Here is a 25,669-nt window from a genome sequence, read left to right on the forward strand (position 1 = left end):
TTAGAGTGCTGAAATATGAATGTTCAACCAACAAAAATCCCTGAAGTATTTATCGTTGAACCGCAAGTGTTTGGCGACGATAGAGGCTTTTTCTACGAGAGTTTTAATCATAAGAAATTTGAAAGCAGTGTTGGGCGTCCTGTTAATTTTGTTCAAGATAATCATAGTCGCTCTGTTAAAGGTGTTTTACGCGGTCTGCATTATCAAATTGGAAAGCCTCAGGGAAAATTAGTCCGTGTTGTTTCTGGTAGTGTACTGGATGTGGCTGTTGATATACGGAGAAGCTCCCCTTTTTTTGGGCAATGGGTGAGCGTGGAGTTGAGTGCTGAAAATAAGCGTCAACTGTGGGTGCCGGAAGGATTTGCACACGGATTTTTAGTGTTAAGTGAGGCTGCGGAGTTTCTTTACAAAACTACAGATTATTATGATCAACCGTCTGAGAGATGCATTTTGTGGAGTGATGCAGATCTGATGATAGATTGGAATTGTGTCGAGTCTCCTATTTTGTCTGCAAAAGATGCTAGTGGCACAAGCCTATCTAATGCCGAACTTTTTGAATAGTTTCCCAAGGATCGCATGAATGAGTGAAATTATGGCAGATCAATTTCAAATGAAGATTGTTTGGTCTTCATTGAGACCTTTGGTGGCTGGGCGAAGTTATCTGCTGTGTTACGGAAAAGAAAGGTTATTGTTTAACGTAACAGCTATAAAGTTTTTGAAGGACGAAAAAACAGGCAGCCAGCTGTCAGCTAAAAAAATTGATAATGGCAATGTGGGTGTCGTTAACATTAGTTTAGCTAAGCCGATTCAATTTTGTGATGGTGTTAAAGAAAAATATGATGTTTTAGATTTAAAAAATCATCAGATTGTTGGGGAGGGTTTTTTGGATTTCCCTCTTTATCGAGCAACTAATATTCGTTGGCAGCAACTTAGCATAGATAAAAATGCACGAGCGAACCAGAAAAGCCAAATACCAAAATGCATCTGGTTTACAGGATTGTCTGGCTCTGGCAAGTCGACTATAGCGAATTTATTAGAAAGGAAGCTGTTCGATCGAGGCTTGCATACTTATTTGCTTGATGGGGATAATTTGCGCCATGGATTAAATCGTGATCTTGGATTTACTGAGGCTGATCGCGCGGAGAACATTCGCCGGGTAGCTGAGGTGGCTAAATTAATGGTTGATGCTGGCCTGGTAGTAATTGCCTCATTTATTTCTCCATATCAATCAGAGCGCCAGATGGCGCGCCTCTTATTTGCAGACGGCGAATTTGTTGAAATTTTTGTTGATACGCCGATCGAGGAATGTGAAAAGAGGGATGTTAAGGGGTTGTACGCAAAAGCTAGACGCGGAGATTTAAAGAATTTCACAGGAATTGATAGTGCGTACGAGCGACCTGAATATCCGGAGCTTATTTTAGATACATGTGTTTTTTCTGCGGAAGAATGCGTTGAAAAAGTATTTGATTTCCTTTCACATTAAACTTAGGGAAAGTTTTTTGACTAATACTAAAAAATTAATAGTTGTGCTTGGCATGCATCGTAGCGGTACTAGTACTGTTATGAATGCTTTAGCTTGTCTTGGTGTTGATTTGGGTGAGGACCTATTGCCCGCTGGTGCCGATAATCCAAAAGGCTTTTTTGAAGATAAAGCAATCAATGAATTAAATATCGAAATGCTGAATGTGATTGATCAGCATTGGTTTAGTTTATCCCTTGTAACTGAAAGTGACGTAGAGAAGTTGCTTGATTTAGGGTATCTAGAGAAAGCGACGAAAATGCTGCGCGATAAAATGGGCAGCAGTCATATATTTGGATTTAAAGATCCTCGCGTATCTAAACTATTAAAATTTTGGATAAAAGTTTTCTCTCTTCTGGACTGCGAAGTTGATTATGTTTTGTGTCTCCGCCATCCATCAAGTGTTGCCAGTTCGTTGTTGAAACGAAATAAAACTCCAATGCGAAAGGGATATTTGCTGTGGCTAAGTTACAACTTAACAATCGCTAATGAGCTTAAAGGGCGGGATGTTGTTGCGTTGGATTACGATAACTTGATGTTATCTCCAATTACACAAGTAAATTATTTGGCTAAACAATTAAATCTGGATTTAAATACTAAACTGGTTGATGAATTTGTGAATGAGTTTCTGGACGAGAATTTGCGTCACACGAATTTTATTTCTACTGATTTGAAGTCTGATCAGCATTGCCCTAAAGAGGTGATTGATGCTCATATTTTGATGCAGCAACTGCTGATTCCCAATAATGAAAAAGTGATCAATCAATTAGCGCTATTATATTTTGATAATAAATTTCAATTAGATAATGAATTTTTATTGCTAGATGAAATTGAGAAGTCTGTTGTTGAATATGTGTATGCTAAAGAAGATATAAAAACTTTAAAAAAGCAGGTTGTCGAGCGTACTAATTGGGCGAGATCGCTTGAGCAGCAAGTTATCGAGCGTACTGATTGGGCGATGTCGCTAGAGCTGCAAGTGGAAGCGCGTACTAAATGGGCCCAATCTCTGGAGCAGCAAGTAGAAGAGCGAACCAGGTGGGCTTTAGATTTGGAAAGCTCACTTAATGTTTCAGCGGAAAAAATTGAAATTGCGGAAAAAAAAATTACGACATTGAATAATAGATTGGCTGAATTGGATGTGAGGATGGCTGATCAAGCCAGGGATTTGGATATTCAGGTAAATGTGAATAACAGTTTGCAATATCAGCTTAATGAGCGAAATACTGAATATGCGAAAGTCATCAATTCTCACTCATGGAAGATTACTATGCCGATGCGTGTTATTGGTCGAATCTTGCGTGGTGAAAAACAGGTGCTTGCTATGGCGCTTAGACCAAAAGCACAGCGTTTAGCACGAGCAGCATATAAGCACTTGCCTCTTAGTCCCCGATTTAAAAATGCAATTGCTGCAGGGGTTTATCGTATTGCCGGCCCTCTATTTGAAGGTGTTGTACATTATGAGATGTGGCGTCGAAGTGGTAGGCCTGATGCCCCCGCATTAGCTACACAGGGTACTGTCGCGCGTGACGATATTCAGTCAGTTTTAGATACGCTTATTATCCCTTCTGCTGAAAAACCATTGGTATCTGTGATTATCCCAAGTTACGGAAATCTCCCGGTGACGTTAACTTGTTTAATGTCAATTGCGCGTCACATTCCTAAAGTGCCAATTGAAGTTATTGTGATGGAGGATCATTCTCCCGACCATGAAATACATCGCTTGCAGCAAGTAAAAGGGCTTCGCTACGAAGTTAACCCGGTAAATCTAGGTTTCTTGCGCTCTTGTAACCGCTCCGTTTCGTTGGCAAATGGCCAATATATCTATCTGCTTAATAATGATACCGAAGTGACCGAGGGTTGGTTGGATGCACTACTGGATGTGTTTTCCAATCACGATGACTGCGGCATGGTTGGCTCAAAATTGGTTTACCCGGATGGACGATTGCAAGAGGCCGGTGGAATTTTATGGAAAGATGGCTCTGCCTGGAATTTTGGCCGATTACAGAATCCGCAATTACCTGAATTTAATTATGTTAAGGAAGCTGATTATTGTTCGGGAGCATCCCTGCTGATTGAAAGAAATTTTTTCATCGAGCTGGGATTATTTGATGAGATCTATGTTCCTGCATACTACGAAGATACCGATCTTGCTTTTAAGGTAAGGGCTACCGGTAAAAAGGTATTTTACCAGCCAGCTTCAGTAATCGTGCATTATGAAGGTGTTTCGAATGGCACCGATACCGGCGGAGGAATCAAGGCTTATCAAGTTACTAATCAAAAGAAATTTTTTGATAAGTGGGCTGATGTACTTGCGCATCATTTTAATAATGGAGAACATGTATTCAAAGCGAAAGATCGTAGTTGGAATAAACCATGTGTTCTTGTCGTTGATCACTATGTATTACAACCCGACCGCGATGCGGGGTCACGCTCCACATTAGCAATTATGACTGGCCTATTGAAAATGGGCTTCACTGTAAAATTTTGGCCGGATAATTTATGGTTTGATCCTGAGTACACTCCGAAATTACAGCAACTCGGTGTAGAGGTTATCTATGGGGCTGAGTATGGTGGAAAATTTAAAGAGTGGTTATTAGCATCTGAAGGGAATGTAGATTATGTATTGCTTAATCGCCCACATGTTGCAGCAAATTATGTGGATGTATTAAAAGCGTTTCCAAAAGTTCGCAAGGTTTTTTACGGCCATGATCTGCATTTTGAGCGGTTGCAACGTGAGTATGAATTGAATCCTGGTGCATCTTTAAAGAAAGAGATAGATCATTTTTACGCTTTGGAAACATCTATTTGGAAAGAGATGGATGTTGTATTTTACCCCTCCGAAGAGGAGGCTAACGTGGTGAGAAAAATTGCACCGGAAGTGAATGCATCTGCAGTTAGTCCTTATGTTTACGAAAATCTTGAGCAATACGAAAATCGGAAAGCTGTTCAGGGAAACAAAATCCTATTCGTAGCGGGTTTTGGTCATCCACCTAATACTGATGCGGCAGTATGGTTTGTTAATAACATTTTCCCTCAAGTTAAATTACAGCACCCGGATTGCAAGTTGTACCTTATTGGTTCACGCCCAACGGAACAGGTGTTAAGCCTTAACTCGAACTCGGTTATTGTGACTGGATATGTAAGCGATGAACAGTTGGCAGAGCATTATGCTTCCGCTCGTGTGGCTGTAGTGCCCTTACGATTTGGTGCAGGAGTTAAGAATAAGGTTGTAGAGGCAATGGCTTACGGTGTGCCACTGATTACCACTGAGGTTGGTGCCCAGGGATTGGTTGGCCTGGATAAAATTATCCCTGTTACCTCAGATGAAGAAATATTTGCCGCTCAGGTTTTAGCTGTAATGGATAATGATGAGCAATGGCAGAAATTATCTTTTGCAGGTAACCGCTACGTAAATCAGCACTTTTCGCTTGCGGCGATGCAAAGTACCTTGTCTCCAGTATTTTCCCGAGCCCATTAAACAGGAATTTATGTACCTACAGCATTTGTTGAATCCGAAAAACAACAATCTGGATGTGTTTCGGCTTTTGGCTGCACTATTAGTCATTTATGGTCACGCTCCAGCATTTATTCCCAATGCTGTGAGCTCTGATGTTGTTGCTCGTCTGCTTGGTTTTGACTACTCAGGTTCCTTAGCTGTGAAGTTTTTTTTCATGCTGAGTGGTTTGTTGGTTACTATGAGTATTATGTCTCGACCCCAAGCTGGGGCGTTTATCATAAAACGGGTGGCGCGTATATTTCCTGGTTTGTTTGTGTGCCTGGGTGTGACTGTTTTTGTTGTTGGGCCGATATTTACCCAGCTAGGTATAAAGGATTACTTTTTTCGCGCAGAGACTTGGAATTATTTATTTCACAATTTATTGCTCTATCAGCTGGAGTGGAATCTTCCTGGTGTTTTTTCAGAAGGAAAAACCAGTGTTGTAAATGGTTCTTTATGGACCCTTCCTCACGAAATGGAATGCTATCTGTTTCTCGTTGCTTTTTACACGTTAGGTGCTTGGAAACACCGATGGTTTGCGAGTGTTTTTCTAGTAGTAATTGTCGCAGTATCCTTTTTTTCGCCACACATTTTGCCTCCGTCATTTGCTGATAACAAAGATGCAAATCAGCTAGCGGGCTGTTTTGCTCTGGGGGCTTTGTTTGCAACTCACAAGGAGTCTATTAAAGTCAGTTGGCAAGGTTTATTTGCATTGCTGATTCTAACGCTATTGTTATGGTCTTCACCGTTAAAAATATTGTTGTTTTATATTTGTTTCTTTTATGCCTGCCTTTATTTAAGTGCATTGCCTGTTGTTCTGGAAAAATTAAGGCTGCCAGGAGATGCCTCTTACGGTGTTTATATTTACGGTTTTGTAATCCAACAATCAGTTGCGCATTTGTTTCCTCTGCAAGGGGTACTTTTTAATCAGGTTATGTCGGCTGCAGCTGCGCTTTTAGTTGGATTTGCTTCGTGGTTTTGGATTGAAAAGCCAGCGATGAATGTGGCAAAAAATTGTTTAGCTTCAAATTTTTCAGTTTTTAATTTAAGGGCATATGGTATGGATCAACTGCAGAAAGCTCGCCAACTTTCTCTTGGAAGTGTGTTATTTCGTGTTGTCGGCTTGATGGCGATAGCTTGGTTAATGCACTTTTTAGCCCTTTATTTTATTTTTCCTGGTCATTACAGTCCATTAGCTTTTCATCACTCTGACTTTTATATTCCCGCATCTTTTGCGTATGCTCCTGGAGATGGGTATAGCTTTGCTAATTTGCTTAACTGGCCTCGTCCTTTGTTTATGTGGGTCTATAAATTTACAGGTTACTTTGGGCATCCAGGAAGTGTTGCTTGGGTTGTCGCTGTAGTTTTTTTGAATTGTGCTTTAACTGCACTGATAGCGAAAGATTTTCTGCGCTTGGAATTTGATCGGAAGTTTATCCTATTTTTTGCGCTCTATTGTTTCTTGCTGTTTACCCAGCCTTACTTCTATACTTTTTACTCACAAGACATTGGATCGCAAGTTTCGTACTTGGTGTTGTTGTTAGGTTTTTACAGTTTTCTAAAACTGTTTAGTAATCATTTATATTGGGGAGCTGCTTCCCTGTTGGTTTTTTCTGCCTGTGCATTTTTAGTTAAAGAAACTTACATACTGTCATTTGGTTTTTTAACATTTTGTTGGTTTGTTTATTATGTGAAGTCTGATTGGCAAAAAGCGCTTGCACCAGGCGTAGCTATTTTTATCGCAGGTATCATTTCGGCGCTGATAAATTTTAAAACCAAGTCGGTATTTGTTAATCTTGATGCTGAGCAGGGCTCTGATTATCACATAGATATAAGCCCACTTAGTTTGTTCAAAGAGCTTGCCCGCTATTCAAACGAAGCAATTACACCAATATTGGTTCTGGTTTTATTGCTCATAATTTTTCAAGTTTATAAACAATATCAAACCCGAGTGTGGTTGTGGGGATTGCTGTCGTGTATGGCTTTTGCCTTACTCGCTTGGTTGCCTAATGCACTTTTGCCATATCATCATTATGAGGGTTATTCTTTCAACGGTTTGTATGTATGCTTTATTGCATTGTTTTTTGTTCTAAAACTGATTCAGGAATATGTAGGGTCGAAAAAAATTCTTTGGGCTACAGTTATTCTGTCCTTAATTAGCCCATTGACGAGCATCAAGAAGTATCAGAGCGCTCGCAATACATGGGTTCTTTCGATGGAGCAGGTACAAAAGAATATGTTAGCTGGTTTTAATACAGCAACGGCCCAATTGGCCAGCAAGCAAAAGTCGTTGAATGTACTGGTGACAGGGATTTCCTCACCGTTCCATCCGTTTGCTTTTCCTCAGGCTATACGTTCATTTTCGGGCGGCGAAAATGCTACTTATTATTTTGTTGTTCCAAAAGATTTTCCGGCGAACCTTGGTAATAAAATTGATTTAATACAATTTATTTCTGATACCGATAAAGATAAGTTTGTTTATGATCAGGAATGGCAATTTGATGATCAAGGAAATTTAATTAACATAAAAGAGTTTTAGGTTGATTATCATGATTCTGGTGGGCACGTTTCCAGAATCATGATGCAGAGAATAAGCTGCTTGTGAATTGCTGAAGCTTGCGATGAAAGTGTGGATGGCGCACCCGACAGGATTCGAACCTGTGACCAACGGCTTCGGAAGCCGCTACTCTATCCAGCTGAGCTACGGGTGCTGGAAGGAAACATTTCAAAGAATCAATTCATGCGTTGAGGGCGGCGATTCTACTTCCCTTAGCTGCTCTCGTCTACGGTAAATCAACTTCCTTATTTATGATTGAAATCTATTGCTAGATCGTGAATATTCAATTCTTTGGTGACTTGGATTGATCCTATACTTTGACTCATGGTGCCAAATTGGAAGTCACCAATCATGCGCTCCAAGCGCGGTAAGCAGCGCTTTAAGTTGGTGTAGTGGCGGAAATTACTGAACCAGCTTGCATTGGGGATTCGGGGTTGTTCGGGATCTATCTCCCAAGGGTGAAGATAGAAAATTTGGGGTTTGGTTTGGTTGAGGCTCGCGCGTTCAAATAACCATTTGGACATTGCATAGGGATATTGTCGGAAGTAACCACCGCCCGCCGCAGGTACTGATTGTCCGAGCACTTTTGCCGTAGTTAGGGGAAATTCCAAAAGACTTGCACCGTTACTGGTGATAATACGATAGGGCTCTTCGGGGCTTCCTGGAATCCCGTAATTGTCATGGCGTGTTGGGAAGATACTGGAGTCCCAAGTGAATCCGAGTTCAGCCAATATATCCAGCGCCCATAACGATCTGCGAGTAATGGAATAGCTGGCTGCACGATAGCCGGTGATCGGTGTTTGCGCGAGATCTTCCAATATCGTTTTGGATTTGGCGGTCTCTACCCGAAAAACATCTTGTGTTTGTTTGTAAATAAGTTGATGGCTATAGCCATGCGAGGCGATCTCGTGGCCTTGAGCGCGAATGGTTTTTACCAATTCTGGATAATGTTCTGCCACCCAGCCCAATATGAAAAAAGTGATCTTGATGTTGGCGTCATCAAATAATTGCAGCAGGCGATTGGTGTTTGCCTCCACACGTGATGGCCATTTTTCCCACTCACCCGGTTTAATTACGTTCGCGAATGCGGCAACGTGATAATAATCTTCAACGTCAACCGTCATGGCGTGGGTGATATTAGAGGTGTGTGTCGGTGACATGAGTGATCTGCTCAAAAATTGTGATTCAGGGAGTCTTATAATAGTGGCGATACCACTCTATAAATTTTGCCACACCCTCTTCGATAGTTGTCAGTGGTTTGTAATCTACAGCATTGGCAAGTGAATCGACATTGGCGTAGGTATCGGGCACGTCGCCTGGTTGTATGGGCAGGAGATTCTTGATTGCTTTTTTCCCCAGCTCTGCTTCCATTAGCTCAATAAAGTGCAGTAGCTCGACGGGATTGTTAGAGCCGATATTGTATATACGGTAGGGGGCAGAAGAGCTAGATGGGGCTGGTGCGCTACCATTCCATTTGATGTTAGGTTGAGCCGGGTTGTCCAAGCTATTAATAATACCCGCAACAATATCATCTATATAGGTAAAGTCGCGCCGATGCTGTCCGAAGTTGAAAACATCAATAGGCTCCCCGCGCACAATTTTGTTGGCAAACAAGATGGGAGCCATATCGGGACGTCCCCAAGGACCATAGACTGTAAAAAAGCGTAGCCCAGTGGTGGGGATTCTGAATAAATGGCTGTAAGTATGTGCCATCAGCTCGTTGGATTTTTTGGTTGCAGCATAAAGGCTTACTGGGTGATCCACATTGTCGTCTTCTGCAAAAGGCATCCGGGTATTTGCGCCGTATACTGAGCTGCTTGATGCGTAGACCAAGTGCTCGGTACCGAAATAACGGCAGGCTTCCAGAATATTCAGGAAACCTGAGATATTGGAGTCGATGTAGGCTTGCGGATTGCTCAGCGAGTAGCGCACACCTGCTTGTGCTGCAAGATTAACTACTCGCTGTGGGCGGTGAGTTTTGAATATTTTATCGAGTGCCGCTTTGTCTTCCAGTCCTATTCTCGACTCTAAAAAGCCGTGGTGAGATGTTAAAAGGTTCAATCGAGCTTGTTTGAGCTTCACATCGTAATAGTCGTTGAGGTTGTCTATCCCAATGACTTCATCGCCGCGCGCGAGCAATTTATGAGCTAGTGCTGCACCGATAAATCCCGCTGTCCCTGTGACTAAAATCTTCATGTTACAGGCGAGCATCCACAGCTTCTTTGGGAAGGATGTGTTTTACGTCGAATAGTACGTGGTTGGGCGCTCCCAGCGCACGAATGCCATCAGCTCCCAATTCTCGAAATGCGTCGTGTGCTACACAAATAATAATTGCTTGATAGTTGCCCGGAACCGGCTTGTCGATCAGTTCTAGTCCATACTCGTGTTTTGCTTCATCGGCATTCGCCCAGGGATCATAAATTTGGACGTTGGTATTGTAGTTGCGCATTTCCTCAATGATGTCGATAACGCCCGTGTTGCGAAGGTCGGGGCAGTTTTCTTTAAAAGTTAATCCCATAATTAACACGTTGGAATCGACAACATGGGCTTTGCGCTTAGTCATCATTTTCACGACTGAGTCGGCAACAAATGATCCCATGCGATTATTGATTCTGCGACCCGATAGAATAACTTCGGGGTAGTAGCCAACTTGCTGCGCTTTGTGGGTGAGGTAGTAGGGGTCGACACTGATGCAGTGTCCGCCGACCAAGCCTGGGCGGAAGGGGAGAAAGTTCCACTTTGTTCCTGCTGCCTCAAGGACTTCAAGTGTGTCGATACCAAGCCGATGAAAAATCAAGGCTAGTTCATTTACAAGGGCGATGTTCAGGTCGCGCTGGGTGTTTTCTATCACTTTAGCGGCCTCGGCAACTTTGATGCTGCTTGCTTTGTGGGTGCCTACCACCACAATTTTGCGATAAAGGTCGTCGATATAGTCTGCGACAGCGGGTGTCGAACCTGAGGTGATTTTTACGATATTGTGTATACGGCGCTGTTTGTCACCAGGGTTAATTCGCTCTGGGCTGTAGCCTGCAAAAAAGTCCCGATTAAAAATAAGTTTGGATGTTTGTTCGATTATTGGGATGCATATTTCTTCGGTGCACCCGGGGTAAACCGTTGATTCAAAAATAACAATTGAGTCTTTCTTGATGACCCGGCCAAGTAATTCTGAAGCTTTTTCCAGAGGGATAAGATCGGGTTGATAGCTGTTATTAATCGGGGTTGGCACGGTGACTATGTAAATGTCGGCGCCTTTTATATCGGCTTCATTGGTTGTGAAGCTAAGCAAGTCGGATTCTTGTAGATCTTCAGCGGTCAATTCCAGAGTATGGTCAATCCCTTCGCGCAATGCATTCACCCTGGTTTGGTTGATGTCGAAGCCGAGCGTGGTAATTTTTTTTCCGAATTCGACTGCCAGTGGTAGACCAACATAACCTAGACCTATCACACAGAGCTTTGGGTTGGATGCAAACATGATTATTCCTTAGCGGGAGGTATCCTCAAACGGGTGCCTAAAATACCATATTCGCTTTAAGTTTGAATGGTATGCGAGTGGGTAAATACAAATTGACTATGTCGGTGGTGGGCTCGGGCTGCGGTTGGAATAAATCGAAATATTGTCATAAATCTTGATATAATCCGGTGCTCTCAACTTTTTATCATGTCAACTTGAAGGAATCGGGTTTGTCCTATATTCGCTTGAATAAACACTACATTCATTTACCCTACCTTTATTTGGGGCTGGTGGATGCGTTCATCGTTGCTGGTGTTGCTTGGTCTGTCCAGTATTTTGGCTTTCATACTGATACCCTTGAGCCATATGGTGTCGTATCTTACCAATGGTCACCTATTGTTACGCTCTCTTTGGTGTTAAGTTGTTGCACTCTCTCTATGGGAGTTTATACAGCGCTGATTCGAGAGGGTTTTTCCAGCATGGTACTGCGTACCATGGTTAGCTTTTTTCTGCTGGGTAGCCTCTCTCTCTATTTTATAAATTTATTGCTTGATGGCTCTTTTATAGAGCAATCTTTAATATTTTGGAGTGTTTTGCTATCGACGCTCATGGTATGTGTATCTCGTTGGATTTTTGTAAAAATTGTCGACGTTGATCAGTTAAAGCGGAGAGTGGTTGTATATGGTGCGGGTAGTCGCGCTAGCAAGTTGCTTGCAGATTTGGCTCCTGACGTAAATGTGCTGGGTGTTAATATTGTAGGGTGCATACCAAGTGCAGATGAGCCCATAAAAGTCGAACCATCTTTAGTTATTCCTGAGCCATCAGACTGGTTGATGTTTGCCAGAAAGTTTCAAATTTCTGAAATCGTTATTTCTCCTGATGAGCGTCGTCGCACAAGTGGCGACGCTTTTCCTTTGAGCCAGTTTCTGGATTGTAAGCTTGCCGGTATTCCTGCCAGTGATTCCTTGAGTTTCTGTGAGCGTGAGTTGGGTAAGATTGATATCTCCCTTTTGCAGCCGGGGTGGATGCTGTTTTCTGATGGTTTCAAATACTCGAAGCGCCGCATGTTTGCAAAGAGGTTGTTTGATCTGGCTTTGGCTTCAGTATTTTTGATTCTGCTATGGCCATTTATGTTGTTGACCGCTTTAGCGGTAAAACTGGAAAGCCCTGGGGCAGTGCTATATCACCAGATTCGTGTTGGTCTTAACGGAAGAACATTTAGGATTTATAAATTTCGAAGCATGCGTCAAGACGCCGAAAAAAATGGCGCTGTCTGGGCTAAAAAAAATGATTCTCGAGTGACGCGCGTAGGTTCATTTATTCGTAATACCAGGCTGGATGAGCTTCCGCAGCTTTATAATGTGTTTGCTGGGCATATGAGTTTTATCGGCCCGCGCCCTGAGCGCCCCGAATTTGTTATCGAGCTAGCTCAAAAAATACCTTTCTATGAAATGCGGCATAAAGTGAAGCCAGGTTTGATGGGCTGGGCACAACTAAAATATCCATATGGTGCCTCAGTTGAGGATGCCAAGAATAAATTGCAATACGATTTGTATTACACCAAGAATCACAGCTTTTTCATGGATATGTTAATCATGATCCAAACAGTGGAAATTGTTTTGCTGGGAAAAGGTGTTCATTAAGCTTGAATATTTATATTTTTTGCATGTGTTTAGTGTGTTCGCGACCAAGATAAACTATCGAGGGATCTTTTAATGAAAAATCGCCATTTTATTGCTTCATTTTTTTTGATGTTGTTAACCCTTTCTGGTTGTAGTAGTAACAACGTTATTCAAGCACCTGCAGCAGCTGACGCTGCTGTATTGTCAGAGTATAAAATAGGTGTAGGTGACGCGTTGGCAGTAAATGTGTGGCGCAATCCCGAGTTGTCTATCAATGTCCCCGTGCGTCCGGATGGGAAAATATCTATGCCGTTGATTGGGGATGTTATGGCCTCTGATCTGACGACAGAGCAGCTTTCTAAAAACATAACTGAAAATTTAACTACGTTTATTAGAAGCCCACAAGTTACCGTTATTGTAGTTAATCCGAGTAGTTCTGACTTTCAGCGTCGTGTAAGAATTACTGGTGCTGTAGCCAATCCCCAATCTATTCCCTATCGCGAAGGTATGACGGTATTGGATTTGGTTTTATTGGCTGGCGGTCCAAATCAGTTTGCTTCAGCAAATAAAGCAAAGTTGTATCGCAAAGTAAATGACGAGTTGAAAGTTTATCCAATCAGATTGGATGATCTAATTAGTGATGGTGATGTTAGGACGAATTATTCGCTACAGCCATCAGACATAGTTACAGTGCCTGAGAGAAGCTTTTAATTAGTACAGGTCAAATACACTTTGGATCACCAATTGAGATAGTTCATGGATAAAGCATACCTTAGAGATTTACTGGCTGCATTGCGCGCAGAGTTAATTCGTTTTAGATTCTGGTGTGCTTTGTTATTTCTGGCGGTAACTTTTTTGTGCTTGGTTGTTGGTCTTGTCTGGCCAAAAAGCTATACGACAAAAGTTGTATTGTTTGCTGATGTGACCAATATTATCGAACCCTTGTTAAAGGGACGTGCAGAGATAACCAAAATAGATAGGTCTGAGCAAGCCAGTGAAGTGATTTACACACGAAGGATTATGCTTGAAACAGCAAGACAAGCTGGTCTGATTAAAGGAGCTATTTCTGAAGATCAACAAGATATTCTTGTTAAGCAGTTACGAGAAGGGGTTATCGTAGCGCGGGAGCGAAATGAAAACTATGTCCAGCTTAGCTATACCACTACTAATCCAGACCGATCATTTGAAATATTGAATGCTGTAGTAAATGTATTTATTGAAGATACAGCAAAGCGCAAACGTGACGAAAGTGTAGGTGCATATAATTTTATTGATGCGCAAGTTCAAACTTATAAAAAACAACTTGAAGCTGCTGAAGAAAAGTTAAAAGAATTTAAATCAAAAAATACTGATGGAAGTGAGGATGCAGTTAGTTCTCGTATTGCTGCTCTAAGGCAGGAAATCGAGAGTCTCAAGATTAGTATCGAGGAGACGCAATCGCGTATTAATACAATACAGCAGCAATTGAATTCAGAAGGCCAATACTTGCAAGCTAAAGGGCAAGTAGATGAAATGAAGCAGCGCCGCCAAACCTTAACCGCACAGCTAGAGCAGATGTTGTTAAGCTATCAAGAAAACTATCCTGATGTGGTTTCGCTTAGGACACAGATTAACGAGTTGGATGTTGCAATTGGTAAGATTCAGGCGACAGGTGATGTTTACGGAAGTTCTGATAAAGTCCAAAACCCACTTTACGAGGAGTTACGTAAGCAACTTGCAGATGCAGATGTAAGTCTTCGCTCGCAAAAAAGAAGGATGCAGTCACTGCTATCGTTGCAAGAAGATGAGTTTGCAAGACAACAGCGAATTGCAGCAAACCAGGCAAATCTTTCTGATTTAACTCGCGATTATGATGTTACCAAAAAGGTATATGAGGAAATGTTGCAGCGTAAGGAAACCGCTCGTGTTTCCATGACGCTTGATATTGAAGGGCAAGGGGTCTCTTATCGAATTCAGGAGCCGGCTGCTTTTCCTCTTAAGCCATCTGGATTGCATTTCATACATTTTGCAATTGCCGGTCCTTTTTTAGGTTTGCTGTGTCCTTTGGGATTACTTGTTATTTTTATCTTGGTAGATCCTCATGTGCGTTCTGCTCGTGCTTTACAAAAGCAGTTGCCGGTGGATATTGAAGTTGTGGGAGTTGTTCCACACTACAAGTCGCCAATCGGGGAGCGGTTACTCAAAAAGGACGTCCTACTGATTGCATCAATCGCTGCTGTTGGAATGATTTGCTATATCGCAATTGTCATCTATTGGCTAATTGTCAAAGGCTGAACAAACAATTTGTCGGGGTAAGACAATGGATAAGCTAAAAGAAAAAAATCTAACTCAACTAATGGAAGATGTCGACGCTCTTGTTGAGGCTAGCGACCACTTGGTAAAAAGTGCAGTGTTGGAGCATCGTAAGCGCGAAAAAATTAAAAATATGGAAATGCCGCAGCTTTGGACGCAAGACGAACTTTACGAGAAAAAGATAGTTTTCACCGGTATGCGTCAGCGTGATGTGCTTAACGCTTTTCGTGAAGTGCGTATTAAGTTATTAGGCCGGCATCGGTCTGACAATATGGTGGTCTTGGTGTCTTCCGTTGCTGTGGATGTTCCTTCAAGCTATTTTAGCTTCAATCTAGCAGCCACTTTTGCATTGGATCAACACAAAACAGCATTATTTGTCGATTGTAATCCGTATAACTCCGATGTAAATAAATATGTGACATCGGATTTTGAAGCCGGTTTGTCCAATTACCTAACTGATTATACAGTCCCACTTAAAAATATAATTTATCCAAGTGGTGTTGAACGGCTGCGAGTCATTCCATCTGGTGGTGCCAGTGAGTCAGCAGCTGAATTTTTTAATTCAAAAAGAATGGAAGTGTTAGTCGCAGAAATAAAGTCACGGTATCCCGATAGATTTATTGTGCTTGATGCCCCCTCAATCCAACAGTCAACCGAAGCAAGAATCTTGGCAAAATACTGTGATCATGCACTGCTTGTTGTGCCGTTTGGAAAAGTAGTTACAGATGAAGTCTTATCTGCTGTAGATGCAGTTGGTAAAGAAAAATTTGCCGGTCTTGTTTTCAATCATTGATGAAAAGGACGAGTCATGAGTGTAAAAAGATTCTACACCAAGCGCTTTCTTTCAATACCTATATTCTTGGTTTGTTTGAATCCAGCAAATGCTAATGAGATTAAAGGATCGTTGACGGCTACAAGTTTGGTATCAGACAACACCTTAAAAAAACCAGTAGATCCGATAGAAGAGCGACAAAATTTATATCAAGCTGGCCTGATGGCTGATTATTCGAATTGGCTTGTAGATGCAGATGCAAGTTATCAGTGGAATGCACAAGAGTTTACTGAAAACTCTCAAGATGATGAGCGATATGTAGATGGGCGTTCACGAGTCAATTTTGGGAAAAAGGACGATCCGGCTGCTCTGGAGCTGAGTCATTCTCGGCGTATGTTATTGGTTACTCCCGATGCAGTCGGATTAACTTCAAATCAACAAGAAAGGGAAATTATTTCTGTGCTTCCTGAGCTTCGCAAAAGGATATTTAATGCGGATGTGGTAACTTTAGGTGCGCAGCTTGTGCAGGTTAATTTTCCGGATAACGACCTACAAGATTCGGAGCGCGAAGGTTTTTCATTGGGTTGGGTTCATCCGTTATCAAGAACAAGTTTACTGCAAGCATTCGTCCAGCAACAAAATATAAAATTTGAAAACTACCCTCTCGCCGATTACAGGCTCAGCGCATCGATGCTTGCTTATGCGGTTGAACTCCGCAAATTGAGATACCGTATCGAGCTTGGCTACAACGAAAGCGGCCCTGATGATGGCATAAAACAAACGGCGCCAGCATACAAAGTCATAGCAACATATGAATCTGGTTACAATCAGGTCGATATAACTTTGGGGCGCGAATTAACGGATACATCATTTGGTAATGGTAATTTGGATAATAACGTTACGTTGCCTGGCAGTGATGGTATGTCATTGGATATAAATAGAATTGATAGGGTAGATGCTGAACTTAAATGGGAGACGAGTGGCATATGTATGCGCTGCGCTTTTGCATTATCAGTGTCTGCAAATCAAGATGAGTATCTTGAGAAAGATGAAAAATCAGTGAGCATATATACAAATGGGCGTTTTGTATATTCGTTTTCAAGTGCAGCTAAAGTATCGCTGAGTGGTGCAAGGTCAGAACAAGATTTCAAAAATGAAATAGTTGCAAAGGATTACACACTTAATTACGTTTCTTTGGAATACTCCTATCAGTTTTTAAATGGGTTGAGTATTCGCTTGGTGGGCCGCAACGAGGACAGAAAAACAACATCTGAACGTGCGGAAGGTACCTACCAGGAAAATATTTATAGCATTGGTTTGGGGTACAAGTTTTAACAGCGATACTAGATGTGCGGTACTTACTGTGTGATTAGGAATAATACGGAAAAATTGGTGGAAAAATGAATAGTATTGCAAAAAGTATATCTCTTTTTTTGCTCTGTGTATGTATTGCATCATGCAGTGATAAACAGCAAAAAAATCAGGAAGATGCGCAGCGTCATGTCAACTCTGCAAAGGTGTACCAAGATCAGGGCCAATATAGAGCTGCGATTATAGAGGCAAAAAATGCAGTACAGCTATTGCCAGCGTCCGCAGATGGATATATCGCGCTAGCTCGTATATACAATGACATAGGTGCTTATTCTGCAACACAAAGTATGTTAGATCCAATTGTTGAACAGATACCTGCTGTTTCAACGGAGCTGGCAAATTCACATTTTTTAAACAAAAAATATCTTACAGCAATAAACACGGTGACAACCTATCCGGCTGATGAGCCAAAATCTGCAGATGGCCAGCGTCAAGCCTGGTTGAGCGCAATGTCTAATATCTATCTGGGTAACAAGGATGGTTATGAGTTAGCATTGCAAGAATTTTCTGCTAAAGGTGGATCTGATTCAGATGCCAAGTATGTTCGCGCAAATTATCTTCTCTCTTTGGGTGATATAGAAAATGCAAGGTCCATATTAAACGAAGCGATTGTCGACGCCCCGAATAATATTGATGTGCTACTTCTTGCAGCGAATATAAGTGTTATTTTGAAGGACCTGGATGGAGCAGAGCAGTACCTAAGCAAGGCTCTCGGATTGCTTAAAAATACCGACATAATGAGCAGCCGCAAGGGGCAGGTGATAAGCCTATTAACCGATACTTTAATTCAGCAGGGCCGCACCAGCGAAGCTTATACATACCAGAAGCTGCTTGCCGACTCCAATCCAGAAGGAAGTGCTGCACAGCAGCGTTTCAATGATGCAATGGAACTTTATCAGCAAGGAAAGTATCCAGAGGCTGAATCTATATTGCGCGAACTGCGAGAGCAATTTCCTGCTGATAAAAATACCGCAACCTTACTTGGTTTAATTGAGTATCAACAGGGTTCAAATCAACAGGCCAATGATTTGTTTGACCAATTTGTTGATCCTGAAACGGCAACCCCGTCAATTCTGCAAGCAGCCGCCTTGGTTAAATATCGCAATAACCAAATTGATGATGCTATCGCATTGTTGAAGAAGGCAGCGGAAAGCCAACCGAATAATTCAACCGTATTAGCAACTTATGGTTTGGCGCTTCTTGATAAGGACACTAAGAGTGCGGAAGGTGCAACCATTTTGGAGAAGAGCCTTGCAATTGATCCAAGGCAGCAGCGCATACGAATTGCTTTAGCAAACAGGCATTTGGCGCTAGGTCAAAATGAGCAAGCTGTAGCCCAGTTGCAAAAGGCTTATCAAGAACAACCTGCTGATTTTTATATACAACAAGCTTACTTTAAGGCTCTGTTAAATAATGAGCAAGGTGAGAGGCTGGAGGATGAAATAGCCTCATTGATTACTGCAAACCCTCAAAGTTCAAGAGGTTACTTTTTCTCCGGTTGGTATCAGCTGCAAAAAAAGAACTATAAAGTTGCTGAGCAGCAATTTGAAAAAGCGATTTCAGCAAAAGAAAGTAGCGAGAAAAATTTAGCGTATGCTGGTTTGGCTCAATTATATGAAGCTCAAGATCTTGCTCAAAAGGCGGTAACTGCTTGGCAGTTTGCATTGAAGGAAGAGCCGGGTATGGTTGTGGGATACAATCGTTGGTTTACGCAAATGCGCAAGTTAAACCGAGATCAGGAAGCAGTAGATTTTGTTTTAGAGTTAGAGGCTAGCTCACAGCGTTGGGAGCCTTCGATTGTTCTTGCTCAAATTTATGCTTCTAAAAATGATTTGGCGACTGGCATTAAGCACATTGAGATTGCACTAGAGCGGAGCAAGCAAGGAGCTAATGTAAAACAATTGGCTGCAAATCTCTATCGTCTCCATGGGGTTCAATTAAGAAGCCAGAATAAGCTACCAGAAGCTCGTGAAAGCCTTATGCGAGCAGTGAAATTAATGCCTGAAAACGCCAGCTTTTTAGGTAATCTCATCGAAGTAGAAATCGCCGCTAAAAATATTCCGGAAGCACAAAAGCTGCTCGATCAATTTATAAAGACCGAGGATAACGAAGGTGAAAGATTATTTTTGCAGGGGTTAATAAGATTCGCCGAGGGTAATAACGAAGAGGGGATTCGTTTATATTTAGCTTCATGGAATGCTAAGCCGTTGGAGTCTGTTGCTGAGCAAATATTTGGTTACTATCAAAAAACGGCAGACCAGACGAAGGCAGAGGATTTTGTTCGCTTGTGGATGGAGAAGCTACCCGCAAGTAAGGCTGCCCCGTTGATGATGGCTGTTGCTGCACAAAATAAAAACGATTCTGATAGTGCAGTGCATTGGTATGAAAAATCGGTAGAGATCAATCCGAATATGCCTGTTGCGTTAAATAATCTTGCATGGCTGTACTATGAGCGTGAAGATAAGCGAGCGATCGAGTATGCAAAAAAAGCGTACGAAATGGCTCCTAATTCAGCTCCTATAGCGGACACATATGGGTGGATATTAGTTGAGACAGGTGAGGTGGCTAAAGGTATTGAGCTTTTAACTAGGGCCGCTCAATTGGATCCCGCGAACAAAGAAATTCTTGATCATCTAAAGGAGGCAAAAAGTAGACAGTAGCTCCTGATGAATCACGGGGTATGCAAAGTTCGCAACCCCCGTGATTCGTTTTCAGCAATAAATAAATAGATCATTATGTCTAATTTTTTTCCCCCCTCAAATTACCCCAGCTTTTTTTCAACATGTCATTGGATTGATGCATGGCAAGAAGCTTGGGCGGATCAGGATGAAATAAGCGTTCTCAATGGCAGTGTTGATGCTAAATATTGCCGAAGAAATTTTTACCAGTATAGACAGCGTAAATTTCTAGGAAAAAGTTTTATCACCTCATTTCCTGCTGGAATATCCACTACGGTTAGTTCAAGTTTGAGGAGTGAATATTTTCAGCTAGGTAATCTATTGCCTGATGATTTTTTTGATTCAATAGGTAATTCTAATTGGGATCAGTTGTTTATCCCCGATATTTTGCTGGATTCGTGTGAATATTCAAATATATGTGCTGCTGCCCGTGTGCGCAATTTAACGGTTCTTCATCGTGAAAACTCAATTGCTTATGCGGTAAATCTGCGAGAACTTAACTTTACAAGCTATTTAAATTCATTAAGTGGCAGTACACGCTTAAAGCTGTTTAACAAACGAAAAAAATTATATGAAGCTGGGAGTGTTAGGGTACAAAATTTGTGGCCAAATTTGGATGAGTTTATAAGTATAATTAACCAATTTCACTGCGCGCGATGGGGAGTGCCTTGCTATAAAGGAAGAAATCTGAAGCAAATTGTTCGCTTTCTTCAAAAAATATCTGGTGATGGTGGTGAGCCTGATTTGTCTGTAGTCTACTGCAATAATAAGGCTGTTTCAGCCGTATTGGATTTATCATACCGCAAAAGAATTTATAATATTCAGTCTGGATATATTGAGGATTTTCAAAAAGGAACCTCGCTCGGAACATTGCATTTCGGGCTTCAGCTTGAGAAGGCATTTAATTCTGATGCAGAATATTATGACTTTATGGCGGGTAACGGGAAAAATTCTAATTATAAAAAGTCGCTTGCAACTCATAGCGCCGAGTTGGTTAGCCTAATGATTGTTCAAAGCCCGATTCTAAAAGCGCTTTATTTTGCAAAAAATAAGATGGACTCTATTCTTTAAGGAATACCCTTTATTATTTGTGGGCCAATTATATTGGCTATCCATATTGGAAGCCATTTCCACAATGCGATAAAAATTCTTAGTCTTGGGTTGTCCGGGTTAATTTCTGGTTTTCGATCGCTTTGTGATAAAAAATGATACCAATAATTTTGATGCGGCTCTGCTCCCCATTGCTTTTTGAATTTATAAGTTCCCGCATTAACGGTCGAACGACCAAAATCAAAATATTTACATTCTTGTTCAATCGAAAATGAAAGTATTTTTCGATACATCCACATATTAGTATTGTACTTGTTGGCTGATTTAATAGTTGAAGCCCATGGAATCTCCATCAGTGATTCGTGCCTCACTAAAAAGCCGCATGAAACTGGTTTGTTTTTTACATATACAACAATAATATTCGAATCTAGTCGAGGATCTTTTAGAATATTTCCAAACCAGCTTTTTGAATACACCGGTGTTCCCAAATCACGCATATTGCGCGCGAATACTGAGTAAAAGTCCTCAAGGAGATCTTGTTTACCAATTTTAAAACTGGGATTAAATTCCTCCGCCTTTTTATATTGTGCTCGCAATTTGCTTCCGAGAGTTTTCTCAAGCTGGTTGTCATCAGTAGGTAGTTGCAAAATCATAGACACTTTTTTAGTTGAAAAGCTGTCGCCAAGCCCTTCATATATGCTTCGTACCTCAACGTGTTTCAAATCCAATTCTTTGCGCACACTTTCAACTGAATTCATCAGCTTTTTAGAAACATCTTTATAGTAACTGACCATTCCGCCGTAGTTTAGGAATGGTATGGACACAGCGAATTTTCCGAATAATGGTGAAGAAAAAACAACAAGAGGTATTCCGCCAATTAACTCACCGGATGCAGAGCGGGCACAAATGATTAAAGAGTTATGGCCGAAACTTTTTTCAATCACATCTATCCATGCTGCATCATGGCTTGGTAAAGATATTTTGCTATTTTGTATTAATCTTGGCCATTCGCTTACTGAACGAAATGCTTCGGTTGTTATGGTGATTTCATTGTTCCAATCTGGTAGATCACCAAGGTGCCCAAATGGGGTCTTTCTTGGTAGAGGGGAAGGATTGTCTGTGTTTTTACCTTCGGTTACTGTATCTTTGATATTTGCTTCGAGTAACTTAATTTTTAATGAAATTTGCTTCATCAATTCTAATTGTTGCAAATGTTCACTTGAGTCTTTAAGTAATGTTTTAAATTTTCCAGAGATAATACCTTTTTGTATTCTCAGTGATTTGAGCTCATTAGTCATTTGCTCTGGTGTGGATTTCATAAGAAGGTGAACCTATTAAATATTGCTGCGAATATATTCAAGCCAGGATGAGTAGCGAACAAATTTTTCAAAGCTACTGGGAAAGCTATGCCGTCTAATAAGGAATGGTGACTTTCGGATATTTTGGTGTGTAGTGTTACCGGATATTGATGTAACTGCGCCAATGAAAAAGCCGGTTTTTTGTATCAGCTCAGTATGATGAGGCGAGAAATCACTAAGTGTCCCTGATGGGTAGCAAAATGTTTGAGAAGGACTGACTAGCTCACATTTCAGTCTTTCGTGCGCACGTTGTAATTCATCGAGAATCTGTGCATCAGTTAGTGCTGAAAATACACGATGACTGCACGCATGTGAACCAACTCGTAAGCCTGCTTTTTCTGCATCACGTAATGCGGACCAAGTTATTGGTCTATATGCGGCGGGAGCTTCTTGTGTAGGAGAGAAATCCAGTAGTGTAAGCAACAATTGCATGTAGTTAACGAGGGCATCAGAAGACAACTTTTTTCCAAAGTGAGTCAAGGTGCGTCTTGCTGCGCGCCGGGAATAAGGTTGGCTAAGATCTAAATTGAATTCGGCATTCTCAAACATAAAATTGAGCTTGCTCTTCCCGGTGTTCCAAATGGCAAAGCTTAGTATCGAATCCCAAGGCCAGTTTGTACCATCAATCATATCTACAATTGCAAAAAGTGTCGGTTTGCAATTATGTTTTAACAAAACTGGAACGAGTTGCTCTAGCTGATCCTTGTATCCGTCATCTAGCGTAAAACACAAAGTAGGACGCTTGCGCTTTTTTCCGCTAAGAGCATCAGTTATTACTTCATCTATTGAAGCAAATTCATAGCCTGCGCTGTTGGCATATGTAAGGCACTTTTCGAGTAGTTCTGGCGATACTCCTTCATATGCATCATCAGTTGGCTTGGGCCGATGGATCATGTAGATAGTCACATAGTGCCCCACAATAGCATTCATCAGGGAGGAAATTTGCGGGGATGTGAGTATCTTATTAAATAGGCCGTTCATTTGTTGTTAGATCCAACCAGAAAGCCGCGCACCCAATAAGCGCGGGGTATGGCTCATATTTTCGTGAAGACCTATGCGGCACAACTGATGTGTTGGTGTGGTGAGAGCATTAACAATACCGCGCCGTGTTGTTACAGCAGCATTGTATGTTTTAGCCACTAAATTTAACGCCAATGGATTGTAATCCCCGTTGGGAAAGCAAAATATGTCGATAGCGTCTGGAATTTTCTCTTTTAGTAATTGTTTGCTGGTTTCTATCTCATGGCAGAGTTCAGTATTGGATATATCTGCATCAAGCCGTATGTGATTGCATGTGTGGGAGCCAATTTTTACCAAACCTGACGAGATCATTGTTTGTATCTCATCCCAATTCATTAGGCCTCTCGGCAAATCAAATGTTAGGTATTTTTGCCAGTTTATTTTTTCCAGCGCGTTAAAAATTTCGATATCGGAGAACTGCTTCAATAGTTTAATTACTGCAGCTATGTATTCTCTGTCGTTGGTATTTGGTGGTGGAGTGATTTCGCTAAAGATTTTGGCAAAAATAGGATGCTCTTGCATCGCTTTAGAAGCGTTACTGACTAAAAGTGCACTTATCAGATTGGGCCAAAATTGAAAATTGGTACCCATTTTATCCACTACAGCGAATAACGTTACAGGTACATTAGCCTGTTTGATAATTGGCAGGGCAAACTCATAATTGTCATGCCATCCATCATCAAAAGTAATTGCGCAGGCGCGCTCAGGTAGGTGTTGTCCTGTTGCGCGTAAATTAATCCATTCCTCTAAATCTATTACATCAAAGTAGCGTTTTATTTCCCGTAAATGCATAGAGAATGTTTCAGGTGTAACTATCATTCCTGGTTCTTCCAGTCGATAGCGTAAATCGTTTGAAGGTAAAATCCTGTGGTACATCATGATCCACAGTTGAGCAGGCCTGCCAGGTATGGCAAAACGATGCGGGCCGAATTGATTGGCTGCACTAATTGCACATTGCTTAACAAGTTGCTTCATAATAATCCTAACTAGGTTTCAGACGTTTTTTAATTATGGTTAAACAGCTGACGTATGTAGCTTTTAAATTCGTAAATTCCTGGGCCGATATCATTGAGGCGGTTTGTTTCGTGTCTGGTTTTGGTGAATGATGGTGTAAAAAAAGCTAGAATTTTGGCAAGTTTTTGTATGGGGGAATAGGGGCCTTTTAAGAATATATAAAGGCTGTCCAGATCGCCCAGCAACCAACGTAATCTTATCCCGACAGTGTAATTTGTTGGTGGGGCAGTTGGAATATTTAGCTCGGATTGTACTAATAGTGCAGGAAAGTCGATGCCTGCATCTATTGCTAATTGTAGGGAGCCCCAGAATCGGGTATTAACCTCCATAAGATAGGGTTTTCCCTCGGGCGTCACTCTAAACTCAACCATTGCAACACCGTGCCAACCTACTTGATCAAGTATTTTTTGTGCATAGTTTTTTAGTGTTGGATCTACAGCGGCGCTTTCGCTTAAGACGCTTACTCCACCTTGTGGTGGCTTTTCTCGAAGGCGTTTATGAGCAAAAAAAGTGATTGCCTTTCCTTTGTGATATAAACAAAACACTCCCGCTCCGCTACCTGGAATAAACTCCTGAATCATAAATGGATAGCTGGCAAGGTAAGGGTTGGCTATGACCTCATCGTGAAGATCCTTTTCGCAATGTAACAGCTTTACGGTGGTAGATAACCATCCTTTAGTTGTATAGATGCGAGATAGGCAGGGTTTCAATATGCATGGAAATGATAGCTTGGTGTTGGCTAGTTCCGCACTTGATCGAAATAGTTTGAATTCTGGTGCGGGAATTCCAGATGTTTTGGCTTGCTCAAGTAAACGATATTTGTCTGCCAGGGACATTACTGTGTCATAACTTGCAAAAGGGATATGAACATCTGGCAATTGCTCTCGATGTAAAAGCAGTAATTGGCTGGTAATCTCTGTTATTGGCATTACCAGTGCGTAGCGGTTTTCCGTGCATATTTTTCTGAGCCAATTCAAGTATAGCAATGGATCTTCTGCAGGATTGGGTGATTGTATATAGTTGCTTGAGTATTTTGAGGCTCCGGCAAGAGCAGAGGGGGTGGCATCTGCTGTGACAACGGTGATGTTGCCCAGTTTTCCCAAGGAGCGAGTAACAGCTAATGCACTTCGCTGTGCTGCATCAAGAACAAGGATAATATATGTCATGTAGCGTTAACCGATCCTAGTCAGAAAGCCGAAGAAAACAACAATGATAAGGTGGCGAATCCTGAGGCTCATTTCATAATGAGTGTCTTTTCAATATATGAATGATACGGATTGCCTAACAAATCTACAAGCTTGCAACAAGATGATGTTAGAATGTGATTGTTTATGAAAAAATAAATCTGCTGATCGGAAGGATGAATGACCGATAAAAACTCTAATTTATTCCCGCAATCAAATAATTGATTCTAAATTCGTTTTCTAGTCTTTGGCTGAAAGAGTGTTAGTCAAATATGACAGATTTCG

18 protein-coding genes and 1 tRNA gene are annotated in these 25,669 nt (G+C 41.4%); 11 read left to right on the forward strand and 8 right to left on the reverse strand.

Annotated features, from left to right (window positions below):
- The first annotated feature begins 15 nt into the window (after window positions 1-15).
- The 4 genes from rfbC to AAGC78_RS09220 are packed head-to-tail and all read left to right on the forward strand — an operon-like array spanning window position 16 to window position 7,554.
- On the forward strand, window positions 16-561 hold the full coding sequence (gene rfbC / locus AAGC78_RS09205; RefSeq protein ID WP_435783774.1) for a dTDP-4-dehydrorhamnose 3,5-epimerase: 546 nt from the start codon (window positions 16-18) through the stop codon (window positions 559-561).
- Window positions 562-580: 19 nt separating this feature from the next.
- On the forward strand, window positions 581-1,483 hold the full coding sequence (gene cysC, locus AAGC78_RS09210; protein ID WP_435783775.1) for an adenylyl-sulfate kinase: 903 nt from the start codon (window positions 581-583) through the stop codon (window positions 1,481-1,483).
- 16 nt (window positions 1,484-1,499) lie between these two features.
- The gene (locus tag AAGC78_RS09215; protein ID WP_435783776.1) at window positions 1,500-4,997 is read left to right on the forward strand and encodes a glycosyltransferase; all 3,498 of its coding nucleotides are present in this window, start codon (window positions 1,500-1,502) and stop codon (window positions 4,995-4,997) included.
- 10 nt (window positions 4,998-5,007) lie between these two features.
- Window positions 5,008-7,554 (forward strand): acyltransferase family protein, encoded by a 2,547-nt coding sequence (locus tag AAGC78_RS09220; protein WP_435783777.1) that lies wholly within the window; start codon window positions 5,008-5,010, stop codon window positions 7,552-7,554.
- Window positions 7,555-7,649: 95 nt separating this feature from the next.
- Here AAGC78_RS09220 and AAGC78_RS09225 read toward each other — a convergent pair.
- The 4 genes from AAGC78_RS09225 to AAGC78_RS09240 form a co-directional block, all read right to left on the reverse strand.
- Window positions 7,650-7,726: transfer RNA gene (locus tag AAGC78_RS09225), tRNA-Arg, on the reverse strand.
- Window positions 7,727-7,817: 91 nt separating this feature from the next.
- Complete coding sequence (locus tag AAGC78_RS09230; protein WP_435783778.1) at window positions 7,818-8,732, reverse strand: XrtA system polysaccharide deacetylase; 915 nt, start codon at window positions 8,730-8,732, stop codon at window positions 7,818-7,820.
- 25 nt (window positions 8,733-8,757) lie between these two features.
- Window positions 8,758-9,768: an NAD-dependent epimerase gene (locus AAGC78_RS09235; RefSeq protein WP_435783779.1), complete on the reverse strand. Its 1,011-nt coding sequence runs from the start codon at window positions 9,766-9,768 to the stop codon at window positions 8,758-8,760.
- 1 nt (window position 9,769) lies between these two features.
- Window positions 9,770-11,044 carry a nucleotide sugar dehydrogenase gene (locus tag AAGC78_RS09240; protein ID WP_435783780.1) on the reverse strand — a complete coding sequence of 425 codons (1,275 nt, stop codon included), beginning with the start codon at window positions 11,042-11,044 and terminating at the stop codon, window positions 9,770-9,772.
- A 209-nt stretch (window positions 11,045-11,253) separates the two neighbouring features.
- Here AAGC78_RS09240 and AAGC78_RS09245 point away from each other — a divergent pair, with 209 nt between their 5' ends.
- The 7 genes from AAGC78_RS09245 (at window position 11,254) to AAGC78_RS09275 (ending at window position 20,829) form a co-directional block, all read left to right on the forward strand.
- The gene (locus tag AAGC78_RS09245; protein WP_435783781.1) at window positions 11,254-12,666 is read left to right on the forward strand and encodes a TIGR03013 family XrtA/PEP-CTERM system glycosyltransferase; all 1,413 of its coding nucleotides are present in this window, start codon (window positions 11,254-11,256) and stop codon (window positions 12,664-12,666) included.
- A gap of 72 nt (window positions 12,667-12,738) precedes the next feature.
- The gene (locus AAGC78_RS09250; RefSeq protein WP_435783782.1) at window positions 12,739-13,356 is read left to right on the forward strand and encodes an XrtA/PEP-CTERM system exopolysaccharide export protein; all 618 of its coding nucleotides are present in this window, start codon (window positions 12,739-12,741) and stop codon (window positions 13,354-13,356) included.
- A 45-nt stretch (window positions 13,357-13,401) separates the two neighbouring features.
- Window positions 13,402-14,919 (forward strand): XrtA system polysaccharide chain length determinant, encoded by a 1,518-nt coding sequence (locus AAGC78_RS09255; protein ID WP_435783783.1) that lies wholly within the window; start codon window positions 13,402-13,404, stop codon window positions 14,917-14,919.
- Window positions 14,920-14,944: 25 nt separating this feature from the next.
- On the forward strand, window positions 14,945-15,730 hold the full coding sequence (locus AAGC78_RS09260) for a tyrosine-protein kinase family protein (protein WP_435783784.1): 786 nt from the start codon (window positions 14,945-14,947) through the stop codon (window positions 15,728-15,730).
- A gap of 15 nt (window positions 15,731-15,745) precedes the next feature.
- Entirely contained in the window at window positions 15,746-17,044 is a 1,299-nt protein-coding gene (locus tag AAGC78_RS09265) for a hypothetical protein (RefSeq protein ID WP_435783785.1), read from the forward strand.
- Between the two features lie 65 nt (window positions 17,045-17,109).
- Window positions 17,110-19,740, forward strand: coding sequence for a tetratricopeptide repeat protein (locus AAGC78_RS09270; RefSeq protein WP_435783786.1), 2,631 nt, complete (start codon window positions 17,110-17,112; stop codon window positions 19,738-19,740).
- Window positions 19,741-19,815: 75 nt separating this feature from the next.
- The gene (locus tag AAGC78_RS09275) at window positions 19,816-20,829 is read left to right on the forward strand and encodes a GNAT family N-acetyltransferase (protein WP_435783787.1); all 1,014 of its coding nucleotides are present in this window, start codon (window positions 19,816-19,818) and stop codon (window positions 20,827-20,829) included.
- Here the strand turns inward: AAGC78_RS09275 and AAGC78_RS09280 are convergent.
- The 4 genes from AAGC78_RS09280 to AAGC78_RS09295 all read right to left on the reverse strand — a co-directional run bounded on the left by AAGC78_RS09280 (window position 20,826) and on the right by AAGC78_RS09295 (window position 25,129).
- A complete protein-coding gene (locus AAGC78_RS09280) occupies window positions 20,826-22,127 on the reverse strand; it encodes a FemAB family XrtA/PEP-CTERM system-associated protein (RefSeq protein ID WP_435783788.1) in 1,302 nt (433 codons plus the stop codon). The genes AAGC78_RS09275 and AAGC78_RS09280 overlap by 4 nt on opposite strands.
- Before the next feature lie 15 nt (window positions 22,128-22,142).
- A complete protein-coding gene (locus tag AAGC78_RS09285; protein ID WP_435783789.1) occupies window positions 22,143-23,072 on the reverse strand; it encodes a polysaccharide deacetylase family protein in 930 nt (309 codons plus the stop codon).
- 81 nt (window positions 23,073-23,153) lie between these two features.
- Window positions 23,154-24,161, reverse strand: a complete 1,008-nt coding sequence (locus AAGC78_RS09290) for a polysaccharide deacetylase family protein (RefSeq protein ID WP_435783790.1) — start codon at window positions 24,159-24,161, stop codon at window positions 23,154-23,156.
- Between the two features lie 29 nt (window positions 24,162-24,190).
- The gene (locus tag AAGC78_RS09295; RefSeq protein WP_435783791.1) at window positions 24,191-25,129 is read right to left on the reverse strand and encodes an ATP-grasp domain-containing protein; all 939 of its coding nucleotides are present in this window, start codon (window positions 25,127-25,129) and stop codon (window positions 24,191-24,193) included.
- Window positions 25,130-25,669 lie beyond the last annotated feature (540 nt).

Origin of the sequence: Cellvibrio sp., assembly GCF_039207905.1 — a bacterium.
In the GTDB taxonomy this organism is placed as follows: Bacteria; Pseudomonadota; Gammaproteobacteria; order Pseudomonadales; family Cellvibrionaceae; genus Cellvibrio.

What these genes read in the sequence shown, in the direction of transcription:
- AAGC78_RS09250 (WP_435783782.1), top strand. Translation starts at nt 12,739, where the DNA reads ATGAAAAATCGCCATTTTATTGCTTCATTTTTTTTGATGTTGTTAACC.
- AAGC78_RS09290 (WP_435783790.1), bottom strand. Translation starts at nt 24,161, where the DNA reads ATGAAGCAACTTGTTAAGCAATGTGCAATTAGTGCAGCCAATCAATTC.
- AAGC78_RS09275 (WP_435783787.1), top strand. Translation starts at nt 19,816, where the DNA reads ATGTCTAATTTTTTTCCCCCCTCAAATTACCCCAGCTTTTTTTCAACA.
- AAGC78_RS09230 (WP_435783778.1), bottom strand. Translation starts at nt 8,732, where the DNA reads ATGTCACCGACACACACCTCTAATATCACCCACGCCATGACGGTTGAC.
- AAGC78_RS09280 (WP_435783788.1), bottom strand. Translation starts at nt 22,127, where the DNA reads ATGAAATCCACACCAGAGCAAATGACTAATGAGCTCAAATCACTGAGA.
- rfbC (WP_435783774.1), top strand. Translation starts at nt 16, where the DNA reads ATGAATGTTCAACCAACAAAAATCCCTGAAGTATTTATCGTTGAACCG.
- AAGC78_RS09255 (WP_435783783.1), top strand. Translation starts at nt 13,402, where the DNA reads ATGGATAAAGCATACCTTAGAGATTTACTGGCTGCATTGCGCGCAGAG.
- AAGC78_RS09270 (WP_435783786.1), top strand. Translation starts at nt 17,110, where the DNA reads ATGAATAGTATTGCAAAAAGTATATCTCTTTTTTTGCTCTGTGTATGT.
- AAGC78_RS09240 (WP_435783780.1), bottom strand. Translation starts at nt 11,044, where the DNA reads ATGTTTGCATCCAACCCAAAGCTCTGTGTGATAGGTCTAGGTTATGTT.
- AAGC78_RS09220 (WP_435783777.1), top strand. Translation starts at nt 5,008, where the DNA reads ATGTACCTACAGCATTTGTTGAATCCGAAAAACAACAATCTGGATGTG.
- AAGC78_RS09265 (WP_435783785.1), top strand. Translation starts at nt 15,746, where the DNA reads ATGAGTGTAAAAAGATTCTACACCAAGCGCTTTCTTTCAATACCTATA.
- AAGC78_RS09260 (WP_435783784.1), top strand. Translation starts at nt 14,945, where the DNA reads ATGGATAAGCTAAAAGAAAAAAATCTAACTCAACTAATGGAAGATGTC.
- AAGC78_RS09235 (WP_435783779.1), bottom strand. Translation starts at nt 9,768, where the DNA reads ATGAAGATTTTAGTCACAGGGACAGCGGGATTTATCGGTGCAGCACTA.
- AAGC78_RS09295 (WP_435783791.1), bottom strand. Translation starts at nt 25,129, where the DNA reads ATGCCAATAACAGAGATTACCAGCCAATTACTGCTTTTACATCGAGAG.
- cysC (WP_435783775.1), top strand. Translation starts at nt 581, where the DNA reads ATGAGTGAAATTATGGCAGATCAATTTCAAATGAAGATTGTTTGGTCT.